The following is a 24,583-nucleotide window of genomic DNA, read 5'->3' as shown; positions in this document are numbered from 1 at the left end:
ATTGTGCCGCGCGCGCTCACAGGGTCAGCTCCGGGTGCAGCCGGTCGAGCGTCCACACCTGCCGACGACGGGCCGACAGCGCGGTCAGCGCGAGGGCGGCCGCGGTGAAGGCGACGAGCACCACGCACGCGTGCCACACCGGTTCCAGACCGCCGCCCGTGATGAGCCTCCTGAGTGCCTCCACGACGTAGCTCATCGGCAGGAAGGGGTGGAGCGCGTTGAAGAAGCCCGGGCTGGTCTGCACTGGGTACGTGCCGCCCGCGGAGGTCAACTGCAGCATCAGCAGGGCCAGGACGAGGATCCGCCCCGCCGCTCCGAAGCGCGCGTTCAGCCACTGCACGATCGCCGCGAAGCACGCCGTCACCAGGAACAGGAAACCCACCGTCCCGGCCGCCCGCACCATCTGCAGCCCGACCGCCCAGTGCAGCACCGACATCAGCGCCACCGTCTGCAGCACCCCGATCGCCACCACGGGCAGCCAGCCGGCCAGCGCGATCCGCCACGCCGAGGCGCCCGCTGCGAGCGCGCGCCGGTTCATGGGCGCGATCAGCATGTACGCCACCATCGCGCCCACCCACAGGGACAGCGGGATGAAGTAGGGGGCGAAACCGGTGCCGTAGTTGGGCGCCTTGTGCATGTCCCGGGAGACGAGCTGGACCGGGTCGGACATGACCTCGGTGCGCTGGTCGCGGGCCTGCTTGTCGTAGTCGGGGATCTGCTCCGCGCCGTCGTGCAGCCCGTCCGAGAGCTTCCCGGAACCGTCGACGAGCTTGTAGATGCCGCCGTTGAGGTCGTACGCGCCGGTCTTCAGCTCACCCACGCCGGCGTCCAGACTCGCCGCGCCGGTCCTGGCCGTGCCGAGGCCGGAGTGCAGCTTCTTGGCGCCCGCGGCGACCTTCGCGGCTCCCTGGTTCAGCTTGTTGATCCTGGTGACGGCGTCGTCGAGGTCCTCGGAGAGGCGGGGCGCGCGGTCGGCGAGCGCCTGGGACTGCTTCTGGAGGGTGGCGAGGTTCTTGTCGAGCTTCTTCAGATCCCCATCTTGGTCGGCGATCAGCGTGTTGAGGTCGTCGGCGATCGTCGCCACGTCCGCGGCCGACGCCTTCGCCTTCTTCAGGTCGGAGCAGGCCGGGTCGGGCAGTACGGCGTCCTCGCAGCGCGCCTTGTAGACGGCGTTCAGCACGTCGGAGGCGGCATGGGCGCCCTTGGCGGCGCCCGGCGCGCGCTCCACCAGGTCGTCGAGGTTGTTGCGGATCGCCCCCGAGGTGTCGGCGACGAGCCGGGCGGTGTCCCCGATGGTCTTCTCGTTGTCCTGGAGGAAGGGGCCGATCTTCTTGTCGACTCCGTTGACCCGGTCGGCGAGCGTCTGCGTGCCCTCGGCGACCTGCTTGGAGCCGCTCTCCAGGTCACCCGCCCCCTCGTTGAGCCTCTTCAGGCCCGTGGACAGCTTGCCGCTGCCCTTCTTGGCGGTCTTCAGCCCGTCGGCGAGGTCCTTGGAGCCCTTCTCCGCCTTGCCGATGCCGCCTTCGAGCCGGTCGGCGCCGTTCGCGGCCTTGACCGTCGCGCCGTGGATGTCGGAGAACGAGACGAAGATCCGGTCCAGGAACGACCGCGACGCCTTGGTGGACGCGGCCTCGCGCACCTCGCTGAAGACCGTCCGCGAGATCTGCCCGACGATGTAGTTGTTCGCGTCGTTCGTACGCACCTGAAGGGCGCCCGTCTCCGGCGAGTCGCCCGCGCTGGAGGCGATCCGTGCGCTGAAGTCGGTCGGCATGGTCAGCGACAGGTAGTAGGTGCCGTTCTCGACCCCCTTCTCGGCTTCGGCGGCACTCACCTCGTGCCAGTCGAAGACGTCGCTCTCGCGCAGCCCCTTGGTGATGTCGTCGCCGGCCGAGAGCTTCTTCCCCTCGGTGGTCGCCCCCTTGTCGTCGTTCACCAGCGCCACGGGGATGCGGTCGAGACGGCCGTACGGGTCCCAGAACGACCACAGGTACAGGGCGCCGTAGAGCAGGGGCAGCACCAGCAGCGCGACCAGGGCGGCGCGCGGCAGCTTTCCCCGGCCGAAGCGCCTCAGCTCAAGCGCGGCCAGCCTCGGTGAGCGCATCGGTGGCCTCCTTTCCGTCGCTTTCCTGGCCGTCGGTCTCCGGTCCGTCGGTTTCCGGTCGGTCGGTTTCCGGGGCTTCCTGGGCGGCGGACGCCGTGTCGGTCTGCTGGGCGTCGGCCGCCTGGGCGGTGGACACCTTGACGGTGTCGTCCGGGGCCTCGCTGCACACCGCCAGGACCGTGGTTCCGGCCTCGGCGATGGACTTCAACAGCGCCCAGGCCTCGACCCGTTCGGCGTCCGAGAGCTTGAGGTCGGTGTCGTCGACACCGAGCACGAGCGGGCGAGCGATCAAGGCCAGCGCGACGGACAGCCGCAGCGCCTCCAGACGCTCCAGATCGCGTACGGCGGTACGGGAGCCCTTGGGCAGGGAGTCCAGGTCGAGCCCCGCAGCCGTGAGCGCGGCGTCGATCCGTGCCCGCGCATCGGTCCTCCGATCGGCACGCGGCCGCAGCAGCCCGCGCCAGGAGTCGCCGAACCGCCGCTGCAGCAGCGCCCGTTCGTGGAGGTGCTCGGCGACGGTCAGGGCCGGATCCAGGTCGGTCACACCCGGGACATGGGCCAGGGCGCTGATACGCCGTACCGCTGTCATGCGCTTGGGCAGCCCGGCCGCGCCCACGGTGGCGGTTCCCTCGGTGGGCTTCATCCGTCCCGTGAGAGCCAGCAACAGGCAGGTACGTCCGGTGCCGGACGGCCCTTCGATCGTGATCAGTGAGCCGGGCTCCGCCTCGAAGGAGACCCCGCGGAACGCCCATCCGCGGGGCCCTTCGAGACCGAGGCCCAGGGCCGTGACGCCGACTCCGGCCACGGTTCCCCCCATCCCGCCCCTCCTCTTTTGAACTGACTGGTCAGTGCAAAAGCTAGTCCGAACTCGCGATCGATGCAAAAGGCCAGGTCAGAACGGATTGTCAGTGCCATACCTCACGATGGGCACATACGGCATCCCGTATCGGGCGTGCCGTCACACAGACGACAGGAGGTTCGTCATGGCCAACTACCCCGCAGCAGCCGCCCGCCGGCGCCGCGCCACCGGCCCTGCCCCCTCACTGACCGGCCCGGCGAGCGACGTGCACCCCGTGCTCCGCCGGGCCACGGCCCCGCCCGCCGCCCTCGACCTGCTCGCCCAGGCCCGTGCCGGACTGGACGAGGCCGCCGTTCTGGAAACGCCGAACGAGCGCTATGCCACGGCCCACCTCGCCGCCCTGCGCACCGCCGCCGCCGTCCTCGCCGCACGCGGGCGCCCCGAGCCGACGTCCAAGCGCCGGGCCCGCATCAGGAGCGCCTGGGAAGTGCTCCCCGAGATAGCGCCCGAACTCACCGAGTGGAGCGCGCTGTTCGCCTCGGGCGCCCGGCGCCGCGCCCGGGCCGAGGCGGGCATCCAGGGCGCGGCCAGCCGCCGGGACGCCGACGACCTGATACGCGACGTGGCGATGTTCCTGCGCCTCGTCGAGCGGATGCTGGTACTCCAGCCGGTCCTGCCCCAGCCGCGACCGGACACCGACGCGGACGGGACCGACGGCTCGCGTCACGCGCGCGAGAACATGCCGGACGCGGGCTGACCGCCCTGCTGCCCGCCCATGCTGTTCGCCGGGCGGGTCGGGCGGGGTCACGCGGGACCGCGATGGCTGGTCGCGCGGCACCGCGATGGCCGGGTGGGCCGCCGTAGGCAATAGGGTGGAGGGCGCCTGAAGCCTTCCCGCTCCCGTGTCCCGGGCCGGGGAGGCAGCCCGATCGCTCCGCCGTGCAAGTGGCGGTGCCGCGCCGAGGAGTCAACTGCCGTGTCGGACCCGATGCGCCCGCCCGTCTCCCACCACCACGCTCATACGACGTCGCTGCGCTCCGGCACCCCTCGCCCCCGCGCCGCCCTCCGTACAGCCGTGGTGTGGGAAGTCCTCCGGGATGCCCTGGACCGCCGCGTGAAGGCCACGGGGCGTCAGGTGCTGGACGTCCTCGACACCGGAGGCGGCAGCGGCAACTTCGCGGTGCCCCTCGCCCGGCTCGGCCACCGCGTCACCGTCGTCGACCCCAGCCCGAACGCGCTCTTCGCCTTGGAGCGGCGCGCCGCCGAGGCCGACGTGGCCGACCGGGTGCGGGGCGTCCAGGGTGACGCCCACGGCCTCTTCGACGTGGCCGAGCGCGGCGGGTACGACGTCGTGCTGTGCCATGGCGTCCTGGAGTACGTCGACGACCCCGCCGAGGGCGTCCGCAACGCGGTGGCCGCCCTGCGCGCCGAGGGCGTCCTCAGCCTGCTCGCCGCCGGACTGGGTGGCGCGGTGCTGGCGCGGGCGCTCGCCGGCCACTTCAAGGAGGCCAAGCAGGCCCTGGAGGACCCGGACGGCCGCTGGGGTCAGGGCGACCCGGTGCCGCGCCGCTTCACCGCCGAGCAGCTCACCGGGCTGGTCGAGGGCGCGGGCCTTCGGGTCGGTGCCGTGCACGGCGTGCGGGTCTTCGCCGACCTGGTTCCCGGGGTGCTGGTGGACACCGAGCCCGGGGCGCTGGAGGCGCTGCTGAAGCTGGAGGAGGCGGCGGCCGAGCTGCCCGCCTTCCACTCGGTGGCCACGCAGCTCCACGTGCTCGGCGAGACGCGGGAGACCGCCGAGGCCTGAGCCGCCCGTGAGCGGACCGGGAGGGTGCGCCGTTGATCAGGGGGTTGGCTGCACATGGAGTACGCCACAGGCCCCCCGATCGGGCGTCCCGCGCCGTATGATCGAGGGAGACCGTTCTGGCATGACAGGTCGGCCGCTGGGGAATGCAGATCTCAGCGAGTCGGGATGTCCATGGCGGAGCCCGGTTGGCCAATTGGCGTAGAGGGGCGGGTTTCACGGGGGCGATTCCCTGCCTATCCTGAAGGGACCCCCCGGGTCGCCCCGGCGACTGCACGATGAGGAGGACTCCGTGCCGCTCTCGGAGCACGAGCAGCGAATGCTCGAGCAGATGGAGCGAGCGCTGTACGCCGAAGATCCCAAGTTCGCGACAGCGCTTGAGGGAAGCGGGCTGCGCACGTACACCCGGCGACGGGTCTACCAGGCGGTCGCCGGCTTCCTCGTAGGTATCGCGCTCCTCATGGCAGGAATGGTCGCCAAGCAGGTCTGGCTCAGCGTGGTGGGCTTCCTCGTCATGCTGGGCTGTGCGGTACTTGCCGTGACCGGCTGGCGCAAGGCCCCCAAGCCGGGCGAACAGCCTGCCGCCGGCGGCCCGCACGCTCGCCGTCAGCCCCGTCAGAAGCGTTCCATGATGGACCGCATCGAGCAGCGCTGGCAGCGCCGTCGTGACGAACAGGGCGGCCATTAGCTCGACGAGCAGCTCCTGGACACACAGGCAGCTCCTGGACACACAGGGGGTGACCACCGACTCGGTGGCCACCCCCTGACGTATGCGCTCGTACGGCTTGCCCGTACGGCTTGGGGCGGGGAGGAGACGGGGGCGAGCAACGTCCTGAACCGCCTGCGTGACGCCCGTCGCGAGCGAACGGCCGTGCCGACCTCAGGCGGCCGCACAGACCAGAGGCGACCCCTCGTCCTCGGCCCGTGCGGGTCTCCGGCCGGAGCCCTGCCCGCTACGGCTTGCCCCCGATGCAGGTACCGTCCGCGTTCCGCGTCCCGCCCGGCCGAGGCCGCCCAGCCCGACCCGCGTCGGCCGCTCCGGCCCGATCGTCCTCAGTTCCGCTGAGCGAGCCGTCCCAGCTCTGCTGGGGCGGGCACCGCGGCATGCGTCACCGTGAGAGTCGGACGCGAGTGAAGCGTGGGCCGGAGTGGGTCCTCGGCCCGTGTGAGGCGTGGGCCGGAGTGGGGCCTCGGCCCGAGTGAGGCGTGGGCCGGAGCAGGCCCTGAGCCCGAATAAGGCGCACCCCCACTCCGACCGAAGCACACACCCCGCCCCGGCCCCGCCTCCACCTCACCCCCAGCGACGGATCACCCTCGCTGCCCAGGCGTCGACGGCGGCCGCAGTGTCGGTCGGGCGGCGGCTGCGTGGCGCTTGGTGTCGGTCCACCAGTCCGACGCGGCCCAGACCACTCGCACACTGGAGCGTGGGGCCAGGACGGCGCGCATGCGTGTCGTCCAGCGGGCCTTGGACTCGAGGTCGGACCGGACGCGACGGACATCCTCTGCGAGGCCGGCCGTCGGGCGAGGGACGGGGGCGTAGAGGACCTGTTCCACCGCGTCGGCCACCCGGTGAACCGAGGCTGCGGCCGGTGGGTCGAGGTGACCCAGGCGGACGATGCGGGCCGCGGTCTTGCGGGGCGTCTGGGAGTCGTCCGGCGGGATGCCGAAGTCCCAGGCGAGGTCGGTGAGTTCCTGCCAGACCGCCAAGGTGTGACGCGATACGTCCGCCTCCGTGCGGCCATGTGCTCCCAGCCGTGCCGCCCGTGTCCGAAGTCGCCACAGCATCGGCGCCAACGGGATCAGCAGCGCTGCCAGCCCGACGGGCGCCCACGCCAGAACGACGTACCACCTCGAGCCGTCGTCGCCCGGGGCGAGCGCGGCCTCGGGGGACTCGCTCGCGCACAGCTCCGGGTTCTGCCCGGCGCAGCTCTCGCTCGTCGAGGGCGAGGCGGACGGCCCCGTGCTTGTCGACTGCGTGGGACGCGTCACGTCCGGGAGATTGGAGCCGGGCGAGTCCGACTGGGTGTATGACGGAACCGAACCACGGGTCGGGGTCGGCTCGAAGCGGGTCCACCCCACGCCCTCGAAGTACAGCTCGGGCCAGGCGTGCGCGTCCTTCAGCCCCACCGAGACCGTGCTGTCGCCCTGCGGGGTGCCGGGCGCGAAGCCCACGGCGACCCGGGCGGGTATGTCGAGCGAGCGGGCCATGGCCGCCATCGCGAAGGAGAAGTGGACGCAGAAGCCCTGCTTGTCGCGCAGGAACCGGGCGATCGCCTGTCGATCTTCGCCGGCCTTGACGTTGGTGTCGTACTGGAACCCGCCTGTGACGGCGAAGTACTCCTGCAGCTTGACCGCCTGCTCGTAGTGGCTGGTCGCGCCCTCGGTGACCTCACGCGCGGTTCGGGCGACCACCGCGGGCAGCGAGTCGGGCAGCTCGGTGAACTCGCGCTTCAGTGCCGCCGGCGGCTCCGGCGCGTTTGCGAGCTGCTTCGCCGTCGGCTGCACATCGAGGCTGCGCACGGTGTACGTCACCCCGCGTGTGGTCTGGCGGCGATCACCGACGACCGTCATCCCCAGCGGTTCGTACCGCCACCTGCCCGCGATGCTCACTCCGCTGGGCGGATAGGGCATCGGCAGCCAGTTCTGGGCGTACCAGTCGGCGGCCGAGATGGTCGTCTCGACCTCGGCACGCCGGATGTCGGGGCCGAGGCCGATGGGCGTGGGGAACTCGTCCGGCACGGCCTGGATACCGCGCTTGGCCGGCTCCCAGGTCTTGCCGTCGAAGTCGTCCAGGGACACGATCCGCAGGTACAGGCTCGAGGTGTCTTCGGTGCTGCTCCTCAGGGAGAGGACCTGGCGGTCCTCGTCCACGTTCAGACTGTTGCGCAGCGACACCACTGGATTCACCGCGGAGATCGTGCCCCCTCTCCCGCTGCCTGAGCCGACTGTGCTCGCGGGGTCCAGCAGGCCGCCGTTCATCGCGGGCAGGGCCAGCGGTACGACCAGGGCGATGCCCAGGGCGACCATGCCGATGCGTCGCCCGGTGCGGACCGGCGCCACCACGCCGCTGGGCTCCCCACCCGGCGTCCGTGGCGCCCCGCCGAAGACCCGGCCCCACTGCGAGAGCCGGTCGCGGCCCTCGGCCAGGAGCAGCATCAGATAACCCGCGGCGGCGACCAGGAACCACAGCCAGTCCGCGCCGCCGTCGGCCAGTCCCGCGGCCACGGAGTACAGCGCCAGCAGGGGCAGCCCGGCCGGGGCCGCGCTGCGGAACGTCACCGCGAGGGTGTCCACCGCCAGGCCGATGATCAGGACTCCGCCGATGAGCATCAGCCGGATGCCGTCGGACAGCGGTGCCGGGATCGAGTACCGGCTCACGTCGTCCGCGCCGGCCTGCAACAGGTCGGCGAAGTGACGGAAGGCCTCCGGACCGGGGATCACTCCGATGATCGCCTGCTGGTTGGCGAAGGTCAGGGTCAGCAGCATCAGCGCGACGAGGGCCTGCGCGGCCACCGTCAGGGGCCGTGCCAGCGGCACCCTCCGGGTCACCATGCCGACGCCGGTCTGGATCGCCAGCAGGAAGATCGCCTGAATCAGCCAGGTGACCGGAGAGACCAGCGGCAGCAGGGCGCAGGACGCCAGCAGTGTGGCCGCCGCGGCGCACAGCGCCATCCGTGTCCGCCCGCTCATACCGGTCCCCCCTCCCCCCGCGCGCCAGTGGTCGCGGCGGCGTCCGTACGCGCTCGGTCCGCCTGGCGCCACAGCTCGTTCAGCGAAGCGCCCCGCGGCACGCTCAGCGCCGTCCAGCCCGCCTCCCGCAGCAACCGCAGCCGCTCCTCGCTCCTGTCCAACGCGCCGGGCACATCGGTCGGTTCCCGCACCCAGGCCCCGCTGTCCAGCAGGAAGGCCACCGCGCCCCCGCTGCGCTGGCGCATCTTGGCGGCCACCGCCGCCTGCTCCTCGTCGAGGTCGCCGAAGAAGGCGACCAGCAGCCCTTCGTTGCCGCCGCGCAGCACGTCGTACGCCGGCGACAGACCCGTACCGTCGGAGTGGTCGATCACCGCGAGGGTGTCCATCATCAGCCCGGCCGCGTCCGCCGACTCCTGGCTCGCGCCCGCGAACCCGTCGGCGCCCTCACCGGGGACCGAGCTGCCGGTGTCGGTCAGCAGCCGTACCGAAAAGCCCCGCTCGAGCATGTGGACCAGCACGGACGCCGTACCCGACACGGCCCACTCGAAGGCCGAGTCCGGGCCCGCGCCCTGGAAGGCCAGGCCCCGGGTGTCCAGCAGCACCGTGCAGCGGGAGCGCTGCGGCTGCTCCTCGCGGCGCACCATCAGCTCGCCGTAGCGCGCGGTGGAGCGCCAGTGCACGCGGCGCAGGTCGTCGCCGTAGCGGTACCCGCGCGGGATCACATCGTCCTCGCCGGCCAGCGCCAGCGAGCGCTGCCGCCCGTCGCCGTAGCCCTTCGCCTCCCCGCTGAAGCGCACCGGCGGCAGCGGCTCCACGCGCGGGATGACGGTCAGGGTGTCGTACGTCGAGAAGGACCGGGTCAGCTCGCACATGCCGAACGGGTCGCTCAGGCGCAGCTGCAGCGGGCCCAGCGGGTAGCGGCCGCGCAGGTCGGAGCGGACCCGGTAGGACACCTCGCGGCGGCCGCCCGCCTCCACCCGGTCCAGCACGAAGCGGGGGCGCGGGCCGAGCACGTACGGCACCTGGTCCTGGAGCATCAGCAGGCCGGTGGGCAGCCGGGAGACGTTGTCCATCCGCAGATGGACGCGGGCCTCGCTGCCCGCGGGCACGCGCGCGGGGGAGAGCCGGCGGCTGCCCGCGACCCGGTAGCGGGTGCGGTACAGCACGGTCGCGCAGACCAGCGGCAGCACGGTGAGCAGCAGCCCGACACGCAGCAGGTCACTCTGGCCGAGCACGTAGGCGCAGACGGCGGCCGCCACACCGGCGGCCAGGAAGGAGCGGCCGCGCGTGGTCAGACCGGCCAGTGCCGTGCGCACCCCGCTGTTCTCACCGCGGTCCGGCTCGGCCTGGCCCGTACTGCCGGAGGTCATCACAGCCTCCGCGGCGGCTGCTGGCCATAGGCCTGGGTACCGCGGCCGAGGCCCCCGAAGCCGCTCTGCTGCTGGGGCGCGGCGGGCACCGGGGTGCGCTGCAGGATCTCCTGGACGACCTGCTCGGATGTACGGCGGTTCAGCTGGGCCTGCGCGGTGGGCAGCAGGCGGTGGGCCAGGACGGCCACGGCGAGGGCCTGTACGTCGTCCGGCAGCGCGTACTCCCGGCCGCTCAGGGCCGCCGACGCCTTCGCCGCGCGCAGCAGATGCAGCGTCGCGCGCGGGGAGGCGCCGAGTCTGAGGTCGGGGTGGGTGCGTGTGGCGGCGACCAGATCCACCACGTACCGCCGGACCGGCTCGGCGACATGGACGCCGCGCACAGCCTCGACCAGCTTCACGATGTCGTGGGCGTGCGCCACCGGCTGGAGGTCCTCCAGTGGGGAGACCCCGCCGTGCACGTCCAGCATCTGCAGCTCGGCCTCCGCGCTGGGGTAGCCGACGGAGACGCGGGCCATGAAGCGGTCGCGCTGGGCCTCGGGCAGCGGGTAGGTGCCCTCCATCTCGACCGGGTTCTGCGTGGCCACCACCATGAAGGGGCTCGGCAGCTCGTAGGTCTGGCCGTCGATCGTGACCTGGCGCTCCTCCATGGACTCCAGGAGCGCGGACTGCGTCTTGGGCGAGGCGCGGTTGATCTCGTCGCCGATCACGATCTGGGCGAAGATCGCGCCTGGCTTGAACTCGAAGTCCTTGCGCTGCTGGTCCCAGATGGACACGCCCGTGATGTCCGACGGCAGCAGGTCGGGCGTGAACTGGATACGCCGAACCGAACAGTCGATGGACCGCGCCAGTGCCTTGGCGAGCATCGTCTTGCCCACGCCGGGAACATCCTCGATCAGAAGATGTCCCTCGGCGAGCAGTACGGTCAGCGAAAGCCGTACGACCTCGGGCTTGCCCTCGATCACTCCTTCCACCGAACTGCGGACACGCTCCACAGTGGCGGTCAGATCAGTGAGGCTCGCTCGATCGTCATAGGTCGTCACCCGGCCCTCCTCGGCCCGTTCTTTCCGGGCCGACGCTCTACGACGCGGACCGGCCCTCCCCTGGAACACGGACACCACGCAGGAAACGTTCCGCGTGTTGCCACACCCGCATTCTTGCTGCCGTTACCGATTCGTGTCACTCGCCTGTGGACAACTGCCTGCGATATGTCGGGTCTTACGGACTTTTGGGCACGCCAGAGCCGGAATTGACAGCGAAACGACAGGTGCGGCGGATGGTTACGCGGGCCCTGCGCGACGGCTAGGCGGGGTCGATCTCGCGCAGCAGACCCGTTTTCACGTCGAAGACGAAGCCCCGCACGTCGTCGGTGTGCAGCAGGAACGGCGAGGTGCGCACGCGCTGCATGGACTGCCGTACGTCCTGGTCGACGTTCCGGAAGGCCTCCACCGCCCAGGCGGGCCGCTGGCCGACCTCCATCTCCAGTTCGGTGCGGAAGTCCTCGGTGATCGCCTCCAGGCCACAGCCGGTGTGGTGGATGAGGACGATGCTGCGGGTGCCGAGCTTGCGCTGACTGATGGTGAGGGAGCGGATCACGTCGTCGGTGACGACGCCGCCGGCGTTGCGGATGGTGTGACAGTCGCCGAGCTCCAGACCGAGCGCGGCGTGCAGGTCGAGACGGGCGTCCATGCAGGCGACGACGGCGACGTGGAGCACGGGGCGGGCGTCCATGCCGGGGTCGCTGAAGGCGGACGCGTATCGCTCGTTCGCCTCGACGAGACGGTCGGTGACCGTGCCGCGGTCGGCTATCGCACCTTGGGGACCAGCGGGAACCGATGCAGAAGTCGTCATACCCATGACGGTACTGGTCACGGTCGAAACGGTCCCGTTGTGAGACGGGACAAAGAACGTCATCGACCCTTGTTGTGAGCTAACCCACAGGGGTGGCGTGATTGCGTCCATACGAGCGATTTTCCGCACTGCGCGGCTTCGCCCGAACCCGAATCGGCGACGCGCAGGCCGGTTGATTGACCGCGAGACAGGGTGGACTAAAGTGACGCGAAGCGGGAGGCGAGAACTCTCCCTGCTGGACTGTTTTCCCCGGAGACCCCCGCGACTGCCGGAGATCTCCCCACGTGCGCGGCGCGTACGTACGGCTCGGCCTCCTCCCGCTCCCGGCCGGCTGACGCTTCCGGCGCCGGCAGGCCTCCCCTTCACGAGCGGGCGGGGACCCGGCGGTGCGTACCGCCTCGCCGGATCTGAGAGGGCCCCTTGAGTCAGAGTCGACATGTCCCGGTGATGCTCCAGCGGTGCCTGGACCTGTTGGCCCCCGCCCTGCAGCGGCCGGGAGCGGTGGTCGTCGACTGCACGCTCGGGCTCGGCGGCCACAGCGAGGCTCTCCTCCAGCAGTTCCCCGAGGCCCGCCTCGTCGCCCTCGACCGCGACAAGGAGGCCCTGCGCCTGTCCGGCGAGCGGCTCGCGCCCTTCGGTGAGCGCGCCACCCTCGTCCACGCGGTCTACGACGAGCTCCCGGAGGTCCTCGACCGGCTCGGCCTCGCGCGCGTGCAGGGCGTCCTGTTCGACCTCGGTGTCTCCTCCATGCAGCTCGACGAGGCCGACCGCGGCTTCGCCTACGCCCAGGACGCCCCCCTCGACATGCGCATGGACCAGACGACCGGCGTCAGTGCCGCCGAGGTCCTCAACACCTACCCGCCCGGCGAACTGGTGCGGATCCTGCGTGCGTACGGCGAGGAGAAGCAGGCCAAGCGGATCGTGGCCGCCATCGTGCGCGAGCGCGAGAAGGAGCCGTTCAGCAACAGCGCGCGGCTCGTGGAGCTGATCCGCGACGCCCTGCCGCAGGCCGCCAAGCGCACCGGCGGCAATCCGGCCAAGCGCACCTTCCAGGCGCTGCGCATCGAGGTCAACGGCGAGCTCTCCGTCCTGGAGCGGGCGATCCCGGCCGCCGTGAAGGCCCTCGACGTCGGCGGACGGATCGCCGTCCTGTCGTACCACTCGCTGGAGGACCGGCTGGTCAAGCAGGTGTTCGCGGCCGGCGCCGCCAATACCGCCCCGCCCGGGCTGCCCGTCGTCCCCGAGCAGTACCAGCCCCGGCTCAAGCTGCTGACCCGCGGTGCCGAACTTCCCACCGAGGAAGAGGTCGCCGAGAACCGGCGCGCGGCACCGGCCCGCCTTCGGGGGGCCGAGCGGATCAGGGAGTCCATCGAATGAGGCGCGCGAGGCAGGGGCGGGTGTCCGGGTCCAGGATTCAAACCCATGAGTTGGAGAACCGGACTCGGGGGAGGACGAGTGAGTAGGAAACCCGAACTGAGGGGTCGGGCGGCCCGGCTCGCGCGGCTCTTCCCCACCGGGGGCGGGCAGGCCGCCCGAGCCCCCTTCGTCCTCCTCGTCGTCGTCCTCCTCGGCGGCGGCCTCATCGGGCTCCTCGTGCTGAACTCCGCCCTCAGCGAAGGCGCGTTCAAACTCGACGACCTGAAGAGGGACACGAAGTCCCTCACCGACGAGGAGCAGTCCCTCCAGCGGGACATCGACGCCTACTCCGCCCCCGACGCCCTCCAGCGCCGCGCCCAGGAACTCGGCATGGTCCCCGGCGGCGACCCCGCCTTCCTCGGCCCCGACGGCACGGTCAAGGGCTTCCCCAGCCCTGCGCCCGCCGACGAGACCGGCTACGTCCCCCTCGTCCTCGCCCCCGAGGCCCTCGTCAGCGAGCCCACGGAGCCCCCGGTCCCCAGCCCGGCCCCCACCACTGCGGCCCCCGAGGTATCTCAGTACACGGCCCCCGAAGCCACCTCGGGAGTGCCCCGGTACGCAGCTCCCGAGCAGTTCGTCCCGTCCGCCCAGTCCTCCACGTACCCGACCCCCGGCAGGTGACGGAAGTGCCAGACAGGGAACCGCCGCGCCGCCGCGTGCCCGGACCCGCGAAGCCCGCCCGCTCCGGCGGCGCCCAGCGGCGCCCGGCCCCCGCGGCCCGCCCGGCACGGTCGCGCCCCATGCCCCCCGCCAAGATCCGGCTCGGCAGCCCCCGCCCCCGGCTGCGCATGGTCAGCCTGGCCCTGACCCTCGTCCTGATCGCCTTCGTCGTACGGCTGCTCCAGGTGCAGGCCGTCGACGCGAGCACATACGCCGCCAAGGCCGAGAAGAACCGGTACGTCGGCTACACCCTGGCCGCCGTGCGCGGCGGCATCACCGACCGCAACGGCGTGGCGCTGGCGACCAGCGTGGACGCGTACGACATCACGGCCGACCCCACGCTCTTCAGCCGCGAACAGCTGAAGATCGACGACGGCCCCGAGCAGGCGGCCGCCCTTCTCGCGCCGATTCTCGGCCAGGAGCCGGAAAAGATCATCAAGAAGCTCCGGCCCGCCAACAAGAACCTGCGCTACACCCTGCTGGCGAGCCGCCAGACCCCGCAGGTCTGGAAGCAGATCAAGGACCTGAAGAGCGCGCTGGCCACCAAGGCCGAGAGCGACAAGAGCACGGTCAACGTCCTCGCGGGCGTCCTCTCGGTCGCCAGCAGCAAGCGCGTGTACCCGAACGGCGATCTCGCCGCCGGGATACTGGGCTGGGTCAACGCCGACGGCAAGGGCGGCGGCGGTATCGAGCAGCAGCTGAACAAGCAGCTGTCCGGCAAGGACGGCGAGATCCGCTACGCCCAGTCCGGCGGCCGCCAGGTCCCCACCGCGGGCTCCACCGAGACGCCCGCCGTGCCCGGCAGCGACGTCGAGCTCACCATCGACCGCGACATCCAGTGGGCCGCGCAGAACGCGATCACCGAGCAGGTGCAGGAGTCCAGGGCGGACCGCGGTTATGTGATCGTCCAGGACACCCGCACCGGCGAGATCCTCGCCATGGCCAACTCGCCGGGCTTCGACCCGAACGACCTCTCCGCGGCCAGCGGCGAGAACATGGGCAACGCGGCCGTCCAGGACGCCTACGAACCCGGCTCCACCGCGAAGGTCATGTCGATGGCCGCCGTACTGGAGGAGGGCGTGGCCACGCCCGGCACGCACGTCGTCGTACCCAACCGGCTGCACCGCGGCGACCGGCTCTTCAAGGACGACATCGACCACGCGACCTGGTTCCTGACGCTCAACGGCGTCCTCGCCAAGTCCAGCAACATCGGCACCATCCTGGCCACCGGCCAGCTGGGCAGGACCCAGGCGCAGGCCAACAAGGTGCTCTACAACTACCTGCGCAAGTTCGGCCTCGGCAGCTACACCGGGCTCGGCTTCCCCGGCGAGACCCGCGGCATCCTCGCGCCCCCGAACAAGTGGTCGACCTCGCAGCAGTACACGATTCCTTTCGGCCAGGGCTTGTCCCTCAACGCGATGCAGGCGGCCTCGATCTACTCGACGATCGCCAACGGCGGCGTCCGCGTCGAACCCACGCTCGTACGCGGCACCAAGGGGCCCGACGGGCAGTTCACCGACGCCCCGGCACCCAAGAAGACCAGGGTCATCAGCGCCAAGACGGCGAAGACCCTCGCCCAGATGCTGGAGTCGGTCGTGGACGACAGGGAGGGCACCGGCACCAAGGCGCGCATCCCCGGCTACCGCGTCGCGGGCAAGACGGGTACGGCGAACCGCGTGGATCCGGCCACCGGCAAGTACCGCGGCTACACGTCGTCGTTCGCCGGTTTCGCACCCGCGGACAAGCCCCGCATCACGGTCTACTGCGCCATCCAGAACGCCACCGCGGGCAACTACTTCGGCGGCCAGATCTGCGGCCCCATCTACAAGAAGGTGATGGAGTTCGCCCTGAAGACCCTCCAGGTCCCGCCGACCGGGGCCAAGCCCGCGAAGCTCCCGGTCTCCTACAAGCCCTGACCACCCTGATCAGCACCGAGCAGCCAGGAACCACCTCGTGACAACGATCACCCCCGACTCCGGGAACCAGAGCGCGCCCCGCCCCTCACTTCGCTCCGAGGCCGGTGCGCCCGGTACGCTCACCGCCGTGCCACACGCTGATCAGTCCCAAACCACCCAGAAAGGGCATCCCGTGACGTATCCGGGGCCGCCCAGGCCGGCGCAGGTCTCCGCCACACCCCTCGCGGAACTCGCCGATCAGCTGGGTGCCACCGCGCCGGACCGCGCGGACGCCGTCGAGGTCACGGGCATCACCCATGACTCGCGTGCCGTCCGCCCCGGCGACCTGTACGCCGCCCTCCCGGGCGCCCGCCTGCACGGCGCCGACTTCGTCACGCAGGCCGCGGGCCTCGGCGCGGCCGCCGTGCTGACCGACCCGACCGGCGCCGAGCGCGCCGCGGCGACCGGCCTGCCGGTCCTGGTCGTCGATGACCCACGCGGGCTGATGGGCGAGCTGGCGGCCACGATCTACGGCCACCCCGGCCGGGACCTGCTGCAGATCGGCATCACCGGCACCTCCGGCAAGACCACCACGGCCTATCTCGTCGAGGGTGCCCTCAAGACCGCCCGCACCACCGGCCTGATCGGCACGGTCGAGATGCGCATCGGCGACGAGCGCATCAAGTCCGAGCGCACCACCCCCGAAGCCACCGACCTGCAGGCCCTGTTCGCCGTCATGCGCGAGCGCGGCGTCGAGGCGGTCGCCATGGAGGTCTCCAGCCACGCGCTGGTCCTCGGCCGCGTCGACGGCTGCGTCTTCGACATCGCGGTCTTCACCAACCTCAGCCCGGAACACATGGAGTTCCACTCCGACATGGAGGACTACTTCCGGGCCAAGGCGCAGCTGTTCACCCCGAAACGCAGCAAACTCGGCGTCGTCAACCTCGACGACGAGTACGGCCGCAGGCTGGCCAAGGAAGCCACCGTCCCGGTCGTCACCTTCTCCGCCGAGGGCCACCCGGACGCGGACTGGCGCGCCGAGGACGTCGAAGTCGGCCCCATGGACTCGACGTTCACCGTGATCGGCCCCAAGGGCGAGCGGATCGCCGCCAGGTCGCCGATCGCGGGCCCCTTCAACGTGGCGAACACCCTCGCCGCCATCACCGCCCTGGCCGCCGCCGGCCTCGACGCGCAGGCCGCCGCCGACGGCATCGCCGCGGTGCCGGGCGTGCCGGGCCGGCTGGAGCGGGTGGACGCCGGGCAGCCATATCTCGCGGTCGTGGACTACGCCCACAAGACCGACGCCGTCGAATCGGTGCTCAAGGCGCTCCGCAAGGTCACCGAGGGCAGCCTGCACGTCGTGCTCGGCTGCGGCGGGGACCGCGACGTGACCAAGCGCGGGCCGATGGGCGCCGCCGTCGCCCGGCTCGCCGACACCGCCGTACTGACCTCCGACAACCCCCGCTCCGAGGACCCCCTCGCGATCCTCGCCACCATGCTCCAGGGCGCGGCGTCCGTACCGGCGCACGAGCGCGGCGAGGTCCAGGTCTTCGAGGACCGGGCCGCCGCGATCGCCGCGGCCGTCTCCCGCGCCCGGCCCGGTGACACCGTGCTGGTCGCCGGCAAGGGCCATGAGCAGGGCCAGGACATCGCCGGAGTGGTCCGTCCCTTCGACGACCGCCTAGTGCTTCGCGAAGCTATCCAGAAGACCCAGGGATGAACTTGTGATCGCCCTCTCTCTCGCCGAGATCGCTGAAGTCGTCGGCGGGCAGACGTACGACATACCGGATCCGTCCGTCCAGGTCACCGGACCGGTCGTCCGGGACTCCCGTGAAGTGGAGCCCGGCACCCTCTTCGCCGCCTTCGTCGGTGAGCGCGTGGACGGCCACGACTTCGCCGAGCGGGTCGTCGAAGCGGGCGCGGTCGCCGTACTGGCGTCGCGCCCCGTCGGCGTTCCCGCGATCGTCGTGGCGGACGTCCAGAAGGCCCTCGGCGCCCTCGCCCGCCATGTCGTACGACGGCTCGGCGCGACCCTCGTGGCCCTGACCGGCTCGGCGGGCAAGACCAGCACCAAGGACCTGATCGCCCAGGTGCTCCAGCACAAGGCGCCCACCGTGTGGACGCCGGGCTCGCTCAACAACGAGATCGGGCTGCCGCTGACCGCCCTGAGCGCCACCGAGGAGACCAGGTTCCTCGTCCTGGAGATGGGCGCCCGCGGCATCGGCCACATCCGCTACCTCGCCGATCTGACGCCCCCGAAGATCGGCCTCGTCCTCAACGTCGGCACCGCCCACATCGGCGAGTTCGGCGGCCGCGAGCAGATCGCGCAGGCCAAGGGCGAGCTCGTCGAGAGCCTGCCGTCGGCGGAGGACGGCGGCGCCGCGATCCTCAACGCCGACGATCCCCTCGTACGGGCCATGGCGTCCCGTACGAAGGCGAAGGTGGTCCTTTTCGGAGAGTCAGGCGAAGCGGACGTACGCGCCGAGAACGTGAGACTCACGGACAGTGGACAGCCTGCTTTCGCTCTTCACACACCCTCCGGTGCAAGCGATGTGACCATGCGCCTGTACGGTGAGCACCACGTGTCGAACGCGCTCGCCGCGGCCGCCGTCGCCCATGAGCTGGGCATGTCCGCGGAAGAGATCGCCACCGCGCTCTCCGAGGCGGGCTCCCTCTCCCGCTGGCGGATGGAGGTCACCGAGCGCCCGGACGGCGTGACGGTCGTCAACGACGCCTACAACGCGAACCCCGAGTCCATGCGGGCCGCCCTCCGGGCGCTGGCAGCCATGGGCAAGGGGCGGCGGACCTGGGCGGTGCTCGGCAAGATGGCCGAGCTCGGGGACGAGGCGCTCGCCGAGCACGACGCGGTCGGACGGCTCGCCGTGCGGCTCAATGTCGGCAAGCTCGTCGCGGTCGGGGGCAGGGAAGCGTCCTGGCTGCAACTGGGCGCATATAACGAGGGTTCGTGGGGTGAGGAGTCGGTGCACGTGTCCGACGCACAGGCGGCGGTCGACCTGTTGCGCAGCGAGTTGCGCCCGGGGGACGTCGTGCTCGTGAAGGCGTCCCGTTCGGTGGGGTTGGAGAGCGTCGCCGAGGCGCTGCTCGGGACCGGTGCCGAGGGTGAGGTTGCCGCCCGATGATGAAGCAGATCCTGTTCGCAGGAGTCATTGGCCTCTTCCTGACCCTGATCGGCACCCCCCTGCTGATCAAGCTCCTCGCGCGCAAGGGCTACGGCCAGTACATCCGCGACGACGGCCCACGCGAGCACGCCAGCAAGCGCGGTACGCCGACGATGGGCGGTATCGCCTTCATCTTCGCGACGGTGGCGGCCTACTTCCTGTCCAAGCTCATCACCGGCTACACCCCGACCTACTCGGGTCTGCTCGTGCTGGGTCTGATGGTCGGCATGGGCCTGGTCGGCTTCCTGGACGACTACATCAAGATCGTCAAGCGGCGTTCGCTGGGCCTGCGGGCCAAGGCCAAGATGGCCGGCCAGCTGCTCGGCGGTATCGCCTTCGCGGTGCTGTCGCTGCAGTTCGAGGACGCCCGCGGCAACACCCCGGCGTCCACGAAGCTGTCGTTCATCACCGACTTCGGCTGGACGATCGGCCCGGTGCTGTTCGTCGTCTGGGCGCTGTTCATGATCCTCGCGATGTCGAACGGCGTGAACCTGACCGACGGTCTCGACGGTCTGGCCACCGGCGCCTCCGTGCTCGTCTTCGGCGCCTACACGTTCATCGGCGTCTGGCAGTTCCAGGAGTCCTGCGCCAACGCGCAGACCCTGACCAACCCCGGTGCCTGTTACGAGGTACGCGATCCACTCGACCTCGCCGTCGTCTCCGCCGCCCTGATGGGCGCCTGCCTCGGCTTCCTGTGGTGGAACACGTCGCCGGCCAAGATCTTCATGGGTGACACCGGCTCGCTCGCGCTCGGCGGTGTGCTCGCCGGTCTCGCGATCTGCTCCCGCACCGAGCTGCTGCTCGCCATCCTCGGCGGCCTGTTCGTGCTGATCACCATGTCGGTGGTCATCCAGGTCGGCTCCTTCCGCCTCACCGGCAAGCGCGTCTTCCGGATGGCGCCACTGCAGCACCACTTCGAACTCAAGGGCTGGTCCGAAGTCCTTGTGGTGGTCCGCTTCTGGATCATCCAGGGCATCTGTGTGATCGTCGGACTGGGTCTCTTCTACGCGGGATGGGCAGCGGACAAGTGACCGACTGGCAGGGGAAGAACGTCACCGTCGCCGGGCTCGGCGTCTCCGGGATCCCGGCGGCCAAGGTGCTGCACGGCCTCGGCGCGAAGGTCACCGTCGTCAATGACGGCGACGACGCACGCGCGCGTGCCCAGGCCGCCGAGCTGGAGGGGCTCGGCATTGCCGTCCGCCTCGGCGACGGGGCGACCCTGCCCGAAGGCACCGAACTCATCGTCACCGCACCCGGCTGGAAGCCGGACAAGCCGCTCTTCTTGGCGGCTCATGAAGCAGGCGTTCCGGTCTGGGGCGACGTGGAGCTGGCCTGGCGGCTCCGTGGCCCCGACGCCGCGCCCTGGCTCGCCGTCACCGGCACCAACGGCAAGACCACGACCGTCCAGATGCTGGCCTCGATCCTCGAGGCGGCCGGCCTGCGCACCGCCGCCGTCGGCAACATCGGCGTCTCGCTCCTCGACGCGGTGCTCGGCGAGGAGCAGTACGACGTCCTCGCCGTGGAGTTGTCCAGCTACCAGCTGCACTGGGCGCCCTCACTGCGGGCCCACTCGGCGGCCGTGCTGAACATCGCACCCGACCACCTCGACTGGCACGGCTCCATGGAGGCGTACGCCAAGGACAAGGGCCGTATCTACGAGGGCAATCGCGTCGCCTGCGTCTACAACGTCGCCGACAAGGCCACCGAGGACCTGGTGCGCGAGGCCGACGTCGAGGAGGGCTGCCGGGCCATCGGCTTCACGCTGGGCACCCCCGGCCCGTCCCAACTCGGCGTGGTGGAGGGCATCCTCGTCGACCGCGCCTTCGTCGAGAACCGGCAGAAGAACGCCCAGGAGCTCGCCGAGGTCGCCGACGTCAACCCGCCGGCCCCGCACAACATCGCCAACGCCCTCGCGGCAGCGGCCCTCGCCCGGGCCTACGGGGTGCCCCCCAGGGCCGTACGGGACGGCCTGCGGGCCTTCACCCCGGACGCCCACCGCATCGCGCACGTGGCGGACGTGGACGGGGTCGCGTACGTCGACGACTCCAAGGCCACCAACACCCACGCGGCCGAGGCCTCGTTGGCCGCCTACGAGTCCATCGTGTGGATCGCGGGCGGGCTCGCCAAGGGCGCCGTCTTCGACGAGCTGGTCGCCAAGTCGGCAAAGCGACTTCGCGCAGCCGTGCTCATCGGCGCGGATCGCGCCCTCATCCGTGAAGCCCTCGCGCGACACGCGCCGGAAGTACCCGTCGTCGACCTCGACCGGACCGACACTGGGGCGATGCTCGCGGCAGTCCAGGAGGCGAAGCGGCTCGCACAGCCCGGCGACACGGTGCTCCTTGCCCCGGCCTGTGCCTCGATGGACATGTTCGCCAACTACAACCAGCGCGGTGACGTGTTCGCGGAGGCGGTTCGCGAACTCGGCGCGGGCGCCTGACGCCGGGTCTCGGCCACTGCGGGTGCTTCGGGACCCTTGGAGGGACGCGTGACTCGGATGTGGCTGGACGGTACGCACGCCCACGGCGGGGCGGTGAGCGCCGATGCCCGGTAGCCGTACGGGACGACCCCCCGTCCAGCGGGCCGTTCGGCGCCCCGTCGCTCCCGGGCCGCCGCGCGACAACCCCGTACGACGCCTCTACACGCGCCTGCACCGGGCCTGGGACCGGCCGCTGACCGCCTACTACCTGATTCTCGGCGGCAGCCTGCTGATCACCGTGCTCGGTCTGGTGATGGTCTACTCGGCCTCCCAGATCACCGCGCTGCAGATGTCGCTGCCCGGGTCGTACTTCTTCCGCAAGCAGCTGCTGGCCGCGGCGATCGGCGCCGGGCTGCTGCTCGCCGCCTCCCGGATGCCCGTGAAGCTGCACCGGGCGCTCGCCTACCCGATCCTCGCCGGTGCCGTCTTCCTGATGGCACTCGTGCAGGTCCCCGGGATAGGAGTCGCGGTCAACGGCAACCAGAACTGGATCGCCCTCGGCGGCTCCTTCCAGATCCAGCCCAGCGAGTTCGGCAAGCTCGCGCTGGTGCTGTGGGGCGCCGACCTGATCGCCCGCAAGCAGGACAAGAAGCTGCTGACCCAGTGGAAGCACATGCTGGTGCCGCTCGTGCCGGTCGCCTTCATGCTCCTCGGACTGATCATGCTCGGCGGCGACATGGGTACGGCGATCATCCTGTCGGCGATCCTTTTCGGCCTGCTGTGGCTGGCGGGGGCCCCGACCCGGCTGTTCGTGGGGGTGCTGTCGGTCGCCGGCGCGATCGGCGTGCTCCTCATCAAGAGCAGCGAGAACCGCATGGCCCGCCTGCAGTGCCTCGGCGCCACCGAGCCGCGCAGCGGCCTCGTCGACTGCTGGCAGGCGGTGCACGGCATCTACGCGCTCGCCTCCGGCGGAATCTTCGGCTCCGGACTGGGTGCGAGCGTGGAGAAATGGGGGCAACTCCCCGAAGCCCACACGGACTTCATCTTCGCCGTCACCGGTGAGGAACTGGGCTTGGCGGGGACGGTGTCGGTACTCGCCCTCTTCGCGGCTCTAGGCTATGCGGGTATCCGCGTGGCCGGACGCACGGAGGACCCCTTCGTGAGGTATGCCGCGGGAGGCGTGACCACCTGGATCACGGCGCAAGCCGTGATCAACATCGGTGCGGTGCTCGGCTTGCTGCCGATCGCCGGCGTCCCCCTCCCGCTGTTCTCCTACGGGGGATCCGCCTTGCTGCCGACCATGTTCGCCATCGGGCTGCTGATCGCCTTCGCACGCGACGAGCCCGCTGCGCGGGCAGCGCTTTCTGCGCGGCAACCCCGCTTTGGTAGAAAGCGTGCGGGAGGCGCCGGCCGCGGCCGGGAGCCTCGGAGATGGAACACGATGCGACGGCGTGCCTCGGCGGCGCGTTCGTCCGGAGAGCGGTGAATTTCGGTGCATGTCGTACTCGCCGGTGGGGGGACCGCCGGCCACATCGAGCCCGCGCTCGCCCTCGCGGACGCCCTGCGCAGGCAGGACCCGACCGTGGGGATCACGGCCCTGGGCACGGAGCGCGGCCTGGAGACCACGCTCGTTCCGCAGCGGGGCTATGAGCTCGCGCTGATCCCCGCCGTCCCGCTGCCGCGCAAGCCGACGCCTGAGCTGATCACCGTGCCGGGCCGGTTGCGCGGCACGATCAAGGCGACCGAGCAGATCCTGGAGCGCACCAAAGCGGACTGCGTCGTCGGTTTCGGCGGCTATGTCGCCCTGCCCGGCTACCTCGCCGCCAAGCGCCTCGGTGTGCCGATCGTCATCCACGAGGCCAATGCCCGCCCGGGCCTGGCCAACAAGATCGGTTCGCGGTACGCCGCCCAGGTGGCCGTCTCCACCCCGGACAGCAAGCTCCGCAACTCGCGCTACATCGGCATCCCGCTGCGCCGGACCATCGCCACCCTCGACCGGGCCGCGATGCGCCCCGAGGCCCGCGCCGCGTTCGGGCTCGACCCGAACCTGCCCACGCTGCTGGTCTCCGGCGGCTCGCAGGGCGCCCGCCGCCTGAACGAGGTCGTCCAGCAGGTCGCGCCCTGGCTCCAGCAGGCCGGAATCCAGATCCTGCACGCGGTGGGCCCGAAGAACGAACTGCCGCAAGTGCACCAGATGCCGGGAATGCCGCCCTACATCCCGGTAAGTTACCTGGACCGGATGGACCTCGCGTACGCCGCGGCCGACATGATGCTCTGCCGCGCGGGCGCGATGACCGTCGCCGAACTCTCCGCCGTCGGACTTCCGGCCGCCTACGTCCCGCTGCCCATCGGCAACGGCGAACAGCGGCTGAACGCCCAGCCGGTGGTCAAGGCCGGCGGTGGCCTGCTGGTCGACGACGCGGAACTCACCCCCGAGTGGGTGCAGCAGAACGTCCTGCCCGTGCTCGCCGACCCGCACCGGCTGTACGAGATGTCCCGCGCCGCAAGCGAGTTCGGCCGCCGGGACGCCGACGACCTGCTCGTCGGCATGGTGTACGAGGCGATCGCCTCGCATCGCCGCTAGGAACGTATGACGGAGGGCAGGGAGCGTGGCCGGACCGACGACCGCCGAGCGCGGTGAACGCCAGCAGGAGTCGTCCGACCCGCCCCTCGCCCGGCGGCGATTGAGGCTGTCGCGCCTTCGTGTGATCATCATTCTTGCCGTGCTGCTCGCGCTCCTCGGCGCGGGCTCCGTCTGGCTGCTGTACGGGTCCAAATGGCTGCGCGTCGAACGGGTATCCGTCGCCGGAACCCGGGTCCTGACGCCCGCACAGGTCCGCGAGGCGGCCGACGTGCCCCTCGGGGCGCCGCTGATTTCCATCGACACCGATGCGATTGAGGCGCGACTGCGCCGGAAATTGCCCCGAATTGACGAGGTTGACGTAGTCCGCTCCTGGCCGCATGGAATCGGCCTGAAAGTGGTGGAGCGTACTCCGGTTCTGATTGTCCAAAGGGGCGGAAAGTTCGTCGAAGTGGACGATGAAGGTGTCCGATTCGCCACGGTTTCTGAGGCTCCGAAAGGCGTTCCCGCGCTGGAATTGACGGTCTCTCGGTCGAGCTCCGCCGCCGCGAGCCTGCGCCGCTTCGGCGAGGACCGTCTGGTGCGGGAGGCGGTGCGGGTCGCCGGTGCCATTCCGGCCGCCGTCGCGCGTGTCACCCAGGTCGTCAAGGTCCGTTCCTACGACGACATCTCACTGGAGTTGGGCGACGGCCGAACCGTCGCCTGGGGGAGTGGCGAGAAGGGTGCCGCGAAGGCTCGCACACTCACCGCTCTCATGAAAGCCTCGCCGGATGCGCGGTACTTCGACGTCAGCGTTCCCACCGCCCCTGCGTCATCGGGGAGTTGAC

At 71.0% G+C, this 24,583-nt stretch carries 19 protein-coding genes; 13 read left to right on the top strand and 6 right to left on the bottom strand.

The annotated features are described in order from the left end of the window. Window positions 1-16: 16 nt before the first annotated feature. A complete protein-coding gene (locus ACTMVF_RS26145) occupies window positions 17-2,101 on the bottom strand; it encodes a YhgE/Pip family protein (protein ID WP_441273544.1) in 2,085 nt (694 codons plus the stop codon). Continuing rightward, window positions 2,073-2,918, bottom strand: coding sequence for an ATP-binding cassette domain-containing protein (locus ACTMVF_RS26140; RefSeq protein ID WP_441273543.1), 846 nt, complete (start codon window positions 2,916-2,918; stop codon window positions 2,073-2,075). The genes ACTMVF_RS26145 and ACTMVF_RS26140 overlap by 29 nt, the downstream gene beginning before the upstream one ends. A gap of 166 nt (window positions 2,919-3,084) precedes the next feature. Here ACTMVF_RS26140 and ACTMVF_RS26135 point away from each other — a divergent pair, with 166 nt between their 5' ends. The 3 genes from ACTMVF_RS26135 to ACTMVF_RS26125 all read left to right on the top strand — a co-directional run bounded on the left by ACTMVF_RS26135 (window position 3,085) and on the right by ACTMVF_RS26125 (window position 5,389). Continuing rightward, window positions 3,085-3,657 (top strand): SAV_6107 family HEPN domain-containing protein, encoded by a 573-nt coding sequence (locus ACTMVF_RS26135; RefSeq protein ID WP_441273542.1) that lies wholly within the window; start codon window positions 3,085-3,087, stop codon window positions 3,655-3,657. Between the two features lie 219 nt (window positions 3,658-3,876). Then, window positions 3,877-4,704 carry a methyltransferase gene (locus tag ACTMVF_RS26130; protein WP_441273541.1) on the top strand — a complete coding sequence of 276 codons (828 nt, stop codon included), beginning with the start codon at window positions 3,877-3,879 and terminating at the stop codon, window positions 4,702-4,704. 289 nt (window positions 4,705-4,993) lie between these two features. Next, the gene (locus tag ACTMVF_RS26125; protein WP_441273540.1) at window positions 4,994-5,389 is read left to right on the top strand and encodes a DUF3040 domain-containing protein; all 396 of its coding nucleotides are present in this window, start codon (window positions 4,994-4,996) and stop codon (window positions 5,387-5,389) included. A gap of 620 nt (window positions 5,390-6,009) precedes the next feature. Here the strand turns inward: ACTMVF_RS26125 and ACTMVF_RS26120 are convergent. From ACTMVF_RS26120 to ACTMVF_RS26105, 4 genes are all read right to left on the bottom strand, one after another. Next, a complete protein-coding gene (locus ACTMVF_RS26120; protein WP_441273539.1) occupies window positions 6,010-8,391 on the bottom strand; it encodes a transglutaminase TgpA family protein in 2,382 nt (793 codons plus the stop codon). Further along, window positions 8,388-9,761 (bottom strand): DUF58 domain-containing protein, encoded by a 1,374-nt coding sequence (locus ACTMVF_RS26115; protein ID WP_441273538.1) that lies wholly within the window; start codon window positions 9,759-9,761, stop codon window positions 8,388-8,390. Before ACTMVF_RS26115 ends, ACTMVF_RS26120 begins: the two co-directional genes overlap by 4 nt. Next, complete coding sequence (locus ACTMVF_RS26110) at window positions 9,761-10,801, bottom strand: AAA family ATPase (RefSeq protein ID WP_441273537.1); 1,041 nt, start codon at window positions 10,799-10,801, stop codon at window positions 9,761-9,763. Before ACTMVF_RS26110 ends, ACTMVF_RS26115 begins: the two co-directional genes overlap by 1 nt. A gap of 259 nt (window positions 10,802-11,060) precedes the next feature. After that, a complete protein-coding gene (locus tag ACTMVF_RS26105; RefSeq protein ID WP_441273536.1) occupies window positions 11,061-11,609 on the bottom strand; it encodes a beta-class carbonic anhydrase in 549 nt (182 codons plus the stop codon). A gap of 420 nt (window positions 11,610-12,029) precedes the next feature. Here ACTMVF_RS26105 and rsmH point away from each other — a divergent pair, with 420 nt between their 5' ends. From rsmH to ACTMVF_RS26055, 10 genes are all read left to right on the top strand, one after another. Further along, window positions 12,030-12,986, top strand: coding sequence for a 16S rRNA (cytosine(1402)-N(4))-methyltransferase RsmH (rsmH, locus tag ACTMVF_RS26100; protein WP_441273535.1), 957 nt, complete (start codon window positions 12,030-12,032; stop codon window positions 12,984-12,986). 78 nt (window positions 12,987-13,064) lie between these two features. Beyond that, a complete protein-coding gene (locus tag ACTMVF_RS26095; protein WP_441273534.1) occupies window positions 13,065-13,646 on the top strand; it encodes a septum formation initiator family protein in 582 nt (193 codons plus the stop codon). A 5-nt stretch (window positions 13,647-13,651) separates the two neighbouring features. Further along, window positions 13,652-15,601: a peptidoglycan D,D-transpeptidase FtsI family protein gene (locus tag ACTMVF_RS26090; protein WP_441273533.1), complete on the top strand. Its 1,950-nt coding sequence runs from the start codon at window positions 13,652-13,654 to the stop codon at window positions 15,599-15,601. Between the two features lie 172 nt (window positions 15,602-15,773). Next, the gene (locus ACTMVF_RS26085; RefSeq protein ID WP_441273532.1) at window positions 15,774-17,300 is read left to right on the top strand and encodes a UDP-N-acetylmuramoyl-L-alanyl-D-glutamate--2,6-diaminopimelate ligase; all 1,527 of its coding nucleotides are present in this window, start codon (window positions 15,774-15,776) and stop codon (window positions 17,298-17,300) included. A 4-nt stretch (window positions 17,301-17,304) separates the two neighbouring features. Beyond that, window positions 17,305-18,720 carry a UDP-N-acetylmuramoyl-tripeptide--D-alanyl-D-alanine ligase gene (locus ACTMVF_RS26080; RefSeq protein WP_441273531.1) on the top strand — a complete coding sequence of 472 codons (1,416 nt, stop codon included), beginning with the start codon at window positions 17,305-17,307 and terminating at the stop codon, window positions 18,718-18,720. Then, entirely contained in the window at window positions 18,720-19,790 is a 1,071-nt protein-coding gene (gene mraY, locus ACTMVF_RS26075) for a phospho-N-acetylmuramoyl-pentapeptide-transferase (protein ID WP_302003824.1), read from the top strand. Before ACTMVF_RS26080 ends, mraY begins: the two co-directional genes overlap by 1 nt. Beyond that, entirely contained in the window at window positions 19,772-21,196 is a 1,425-nt protein-coding gene (gene murD / locus ACTMVF_RS26070) for a UDP-N-acetylmuramoyl-L-alanine--D-glutamate ligase (RefSeq protein ID WP_441273530.1), read from the top strand. The genes mraY and murD overlap by 19 nt, the downstream gene beginning before the upstream one ends. 103 nt (window positions 21,197-21,299) lie before the next feature. Then, a complete protein-coding gene (gene ftsW, locus ACTMVF_RS26065; protein ID WP_441273529.1) occupies window positions 21,300-22,661 on the top strand; it encodes a putative lipid II flippase FtsW in 1,362 nt (453 codons plus the stop codon). Between the two features lie 6 nt (window positions 22,662-22,667). Beyond that, window positions 22,668-23,759, top strand: coding sequence for an undecaprenyldiphospho-muramoylpentapeptide beta-N-acetylglucosaminyltransferase (murG, locus tag ACTMVF_RS26060; protein ID WP_302001378.1), 1,092 nt, complete (start codon window positions 22,668-22,670; stop codon window positions 23,757-23,759). A 25-nt stretch (window positions 23,760-23,784) separates the two neighbouring features. After that, the gene (locus ACTMVF_RS26055) at window positions 23,785-24,582 is read left to right on the top strand and encodes a cell division protein FtsQ/DivIB (protein ID WP_441273528.1); all 798 of its coding nucleotides are present in this window, start codon (window positions 23,785-23,787) and stop codon (window positions 24,580-24,582) included. The last annotated feature ends 1 nt before the right edge of the window (window position 24,583 follow it).

Source organism: Streptomyces sp. SD31, assembly GCF_052068475.1.
In the GTDB taxonomy this organism is placed as follows: domain Bacteria; phylum Actinomycetota; class Actinomycetes; order Streptomycetales; family Streptomycetaceae; genus Streptomyces.
The sequence above is the reverse complement of the archived record's forward strand: the minus strand, read 5'-3'. Positions and strand labels throughout refer to the sequence as shown.